Annotated in this window: 3 protein-coding genes; all 3 read left to right on the top strand. The window is 28.2% G+C overall.

From position 1 onward, the window contains the following. Window positions 1–11: 11 nt before the first annotated feature. The 3 genes from CRV02_RS00065 to CRV02_RS00055 are packed head-to-tail and all read left to right on the top strand — an operon-like array spanning window position 12 to window position 5,186. A complete protein-coding gene (locus CRV02_RS00065; RefSeq protein ID WP_129088621.1) occupies window positions 12–1,808 on the top strand; it encodes a tetratricopeptide repeat protein in 1,797 nt (598 codons plus the stop codon). Between the two features lie 12 nt (window positions 1,809–1,820). Next, window positions 1,821–3,908: a type I secretion system permease/ATPase gene (locus tag CRV02_RS00060; protein ID WP_129088620.1), complete on the top strand. Its 2,088-nt coding sequence runs from the start codon at window positions 1,821–1,823 to the stop codon at window positions 3,906–3,908. A 3-nt stretch (window positions 3,909–3,911) separates the two neighbouring features. Next, window positions 3,912–5,186: an HlyD family type I secretion periplasmic adaptor subunit gene (locus CRV02_RS00055; protein ID WP_129088619.1), complete on the top strand. Its 1,275-nt coding sequence runs from the start codon at window positions 3,912–3,914 to the stop codon at window positions 5,184–5,186. Window positions 5,187–5,228: the final 42 nt, after the last annotated feature.

The raw sequence follows: 5,228 nt of genomic DNA, 5'->3' as shown, positions 1-5,228 counted from the left end.
ATAGGAATATTATGAGCAAAAATGAAAATATAAAAGAATTATTAAAAAAAGCATATGAGGCTTACTCTAAAAGTGATTTAGAATCTTCTAAAAATCACTATTTAGAGGTTTTAACACTTGATGAAAAAAATAGTGAAGCATTAGGAAATTTAGGTGTAATTTTTAAAGCTTTAGGCGATAATAAAAAAGCCTATGATTTTTATATTAAAGCAATAAATACAAACCCTAAAAACTCTATGACTTATAATAATCTAGGAAATCTTTTAAAAGATACTAAAAACTATAAGGCTGCTTTAAAAGTTTATGCAGATGGTATAAAAGTAAATCCAAAAAACTATCACGCATACAATAATATTGGAATGGTTTTTGAAAATCTAAATGACAATAACAAAGCAATACAAGCTTATAAAGATGCAGTAAGAGTAAATCCAAACTTTGATAAAGCTGTAAATAATATTGGAGTAGTTTTATACAAACAAAAAAAATATAAAGAAGCAATAGAAATCTTTAAAATAGCCCTAAATATAAATCCAGACTATGTAGAACTATTTGCAAATATTGGAGCTTGTTATAACAAACTAAAAATGTATGATAAAGCTATTGAGAATTTAGATAAATCAATTGAACTAAATCCTAAAAATGCAGGAGCATATACAAACTTAGGAAATGTATACAACAAATTAAAAGATTATAAAAAAGCTGCAAAACTTCATGAAAAATCCATTGAACTAGACCCAAAAGGAGCAAATGCTTATAGTAATGTAGGTACTTCATATAAATATTTAGGTCAGGCTTCTAAAGCAATTGATTCTTATAAAAAAGCAATCGAACTAAATCCTACTTTTGAAAATGCCCACTTTGATTTAGCAACAATTCTTCTTGCAAAGGGTGACTTAAAAGAAGGCTTCAAAGAGTATGAGTGGAGATTTAGAAAAGATGAGATGAAAGGTCATATTCTAAATAACAAAGATATTTTTTCAAAGCTAATGTTTAAAGGAGATGAAGATGTAAGGGGTAAAACTATCTTACTTCACTCCGAACAAGGTTTTGGTGATTCAATTCAATTTATTAGATTCTTGCCTCAATTTAAAGAGAGATTTGGATGTAAAATAGCTGTTAAGTGTAGAGATGAGTTAAAAGAGTTATTTAAATGTATAGATGAGATTGATATTTTAACACATAGAAGTGAGCCATCACCAGCTTTTGATTATCATCTATCAATTATGAGTATGCCTTATATTTTAGGAATTTCTTCAAATAAAGAGCTTATAACAAATACTCCATATCTTTTTGCAACAAAAGATAAAGATTTAGAAGTAAAAGAAGAAAAAGGGAAAATCAATATTGGTATTTGTTGGTCTGCTTCAACTACTTCAGAGAGCTATGAAGAAAGAGTATTAGAACTTGAAAAGTTTTTACCTATAATAAATAGTGATAAAATCAATGTTTATAACCTTCAATTGGGTGAAGATAAAAAACAAATTGAAGAATTAGGTTTAACAAATAAGGTTATTGATTTAAGTGATAAATTAACAGATTTCTCAAAAACAGCATCATTAGTAAAAGAGCTTGATTTAGTTATCTCTTCTGATACTTCAGTTGTACATCTTTGTGGTGCACTTGATGTTCCAACTTGGGTTTTAGTTCCAAAAGTTCCAGATTTTAGATGGCAAAATAAAGGTGTGAATTCAGCTTGGTATAAAAGTGTAAAAATCTTTAGACAAAAGAGTTTAGGGGTTTGGGATAACGTATTTCAGTCTGTTTATGATAAACTATTTTCAAATTTTAAGATTAAAATAAAAAAATAGGTTAGGAATTTTTTGGAAGAGACTATTAGTAGAGACGAATACCCTTTAATATATTCATTAAAATATGTATTAGACTTTTATTTTGGGGATATTTCATTAGAGACAATATTAAATATTAGTGCATCTTCAAGGGAAGGTTTTACCAAAGAGTTAGCAATTGATGTTGCAAATGAAGTTGGACTTACAGCTGTTTCAAAAAATATAGAAGCAGGAGATATTCCTGCTCATTTTTTTCCTTGTGTTATTTTTGATAGAGAGGATAAGCCTTTTATCCTTTTAAAAAAAGATAGAGATGTTTATTTATATGACCCAGTAACAAATAAAGAAGTAAAAGAAAATAAAAGCTTTTTAGGAAATTTCAAAAAAGCTATCTTGATTTTTAGAGACCCTAAAAAAGAGAAACTAATAGAATCAAGTAGAACAAAAGATTGGTTTTGGTCTCCTGTAAAAACTTTTTGGCGTTCATATATTGAAGTTGGTTTCTTAACACTTTTTATAAATATGTTTGCCCTTGCCGTACCTCTTTTTACAATGAGTGTATATGATAGAGTTGTTCCAAATAATGCAACAGAAACTCTTTTTGTACTTGCAAGTGGAGTAGTTATAATACTTCTTTTTGATGTTTACTTTAAAAGTGTTAGAAATCATATTATAGAAAATGTAGGTAAAAAATTAGGCGTTTATTTAGAAGAAGAGTTGATGAAAAGAATGCTTAAAATCAAATCTGAGTATGATAATATGCTAGTTGGTTCAAAGGCAAACCTTTTTAGAGAACTTCATCAAATAAAAGACTTTTTTGCAACAAAGTCTATTTTGCAAGTTATTGATTTACCATTTTTCTTTATAGCTTTACTTGTAATATTTCTTATATCACCAGCAGTTGCAGCTGTACCTTTTATAGTTGCTATACTTATTGTACTTTTTAATTATTTTATGCAAAAGCCTATTGAAAATCTTAGTAAAAAGAATGTAGAAAATGTACAAGCAAAAAACTCTTATTTAGTAGAGACAATTCAAGGTAGTGAAATAATCAAACTTACAAATGCCTCTTCTACAAAACTATTTAACTGGAGAAACTTAGTTGCCAAAACTGACTCTATAGGACAAAGAATACAATCATTAAATGTATTTTCAATGAACCTTTCTCAAACAGTAGTGCAATTTGTGACGATGATGGTTATAGTTGTTGGAGTATTTGAAATTGCTTCAAATAATTTAACAGTTGGGGGACTTATTGCTGTAACTATTTTATCAAGTAGGGCAATGGTTCCTGTAATTCAAACTTCTATGATGGTTATTAGATTTAAAGAGATAAAAGAGTCTTTAAATAATATAAATGAATTCTGGCATTTACCCCTTGAAAATGATAATAATATGGAAATAGGTGTTGGAAAAATAAAAGGTGATATAGAGTTTTCTAATGTTGAGTTCTTTTATAAAAATAGTAAATATCCTTCTTTAAAAGATTGTAACTTAAAAATTAAACCAGGAGAGAAAGTAGGTATTATTGGACAAACTGGTGCTGGTAAAACTACTTTTTTAAGGTTGCTTTCTGGACTTGATAGTGCTACAAGTGGAAATATATATTTAGATGGACATGAGATTTCTACTATGCATCCTGTTGAAATTAGACAAAATATTGGTGTTATGACTCAAGAGCCATTTTTGTTTTCTGGAACATTAAAAGAGAATATAGAGTTATCAAATCCTATTAGTAAAGAAAGAATGATGGAACTTATTAAACTAACTGGTTTAGAAGAGTTAGTTAAAAAAAGTGGTCAAGGTGATGCTTTACAAGTAGGGGAAAGAGGAAGTAATTTATCAGTAGGGCAAAGACATTTAGTTGCTCTTGCAAGAGCAATATTAAATGACCCTCCAGTTCTACTTTTAGATGAGCCTACAACTGGACTTGATGTTGGATTAGAAAAAAAATTAATTATGCACTTAAAAGAGCTAATGAAAGATAAAACTCTATTTGTAATTACTCATAGGTTTGCAGCTTTAGATTTAGTTGATAGAGTAATTGTTTTAAATAACGGTCAAATAGTTGCAGATGGACCCAAAGATAAAGTGTTAGCTGCACTTCAAGGAAAGAGATAACAGATGAATAATAAGTTTTTTGAAGAGACTAAATGGAATTATTATGTATCTGTAGTTCCTATTATGCTATTTTTTATAGCTTTTATTACTTGGTCTTTTTTTAGTGAAATAGATGAAGTTGTAAGAGGTGCTGGAAAGGTAGTTCCTTCTTCTCAAACAAAAGTATTACAAAACCTTGAAGGTGGAATAATTTCAAGCATTAAAGTTAATGAAGGACAAAAAGTTGCTAAAGGTGATGTTATTTATACTCTTTCAAATAAGTTCTTTAAAGCTGATTTAAAATCAAAAGAGATAGACCTTTTAACTTACAGAGCCAATCTTATTAGACTTGAGGCATTAATTGATGAAAAATCATCTGTAGAGTTTCCTACAGAGCTTTTAGAAAAAATTCCAGATATCGTAGAAAATGAAAGAAGAATTTTCTATGAAGATTTCAATAACTCAATTACTAAGATTGAAATAGCAAGAGATCAATTAAAACAAAAGCAATACAAACTGAAAGAAGCAGAAAGCAAGTTTGAAAATTTAAGCTTAGAATTAAATCTTGCACAAGCAAATATGAAAATTTTAGAGTCTTTATATAAAAAGAAAGTTGTTTCTAAAAAAGAGTATTTAGGAGAGTTATCAAAAAAGCAAAACATTGTTACTAAACTTTCTGATACAAGAAACTCTATACCTATTATTAATGAAGAGATCCAGGAAGCTAAAAAAAGAATTCAAACAGTAAAATCTGAAATAAGAACAAAACATCTTCAAAAGTATTCAGCCCTAAAAGCAGAAATAAGTAAGTTAACTGAAAAAAACAAAGCAAATGCAGATAGAGAGCTAAGAAAAGAGGTTATTTCTCCTGTAAATGGAATTATTAATAAACTATACTTTTATACTATAGGAGGAATAGTTAAGCCTGGTGATAAGATGGCTGAAATAACACCTTTAGATGATTCTTTAACAATTGAAGCAAGAGTTAATACTTCTGATAGAGCACAGATTTGGGAAGGACAAGATGTTTCAGTAGAAATTACAGCTTATGATTTTTCTAAATTTGGATTGTTAAAAGGGAAGTTAATATCTATTTCACCTGATTCATTTGAGGATAGAAATGGCAACATATTTTATCTAGTAAAAGTAAAGGCTAATCATGACCAATTTGCTCCAGATTTACCTATTTTACCGGGAATGATTGCAAATATTAATATTTTAACTGGAAAGAAAACAGTTCTTCAATATATAATAAAACCTTTAAAAGATGTAAGTAAAAATGCATTAAGTGAACAATAAACTAGAAATAGTTAAAAAATAAATAATTTTCTAACTATTATT

The sequence above is a fragment of the Arcobacter sp. CECT 8989 genome, from assembly GCF_004116715.1.
GTDB lineage: Bacteria > Campylobacterota > Campylobacteria > Campylobacterales > Arcobacteraceae > Halarcobacter.
Note: the sequence above shows the minus strand (reverse complement) of the source record. Positions and strands in the feature narration are given on the sequence as shown.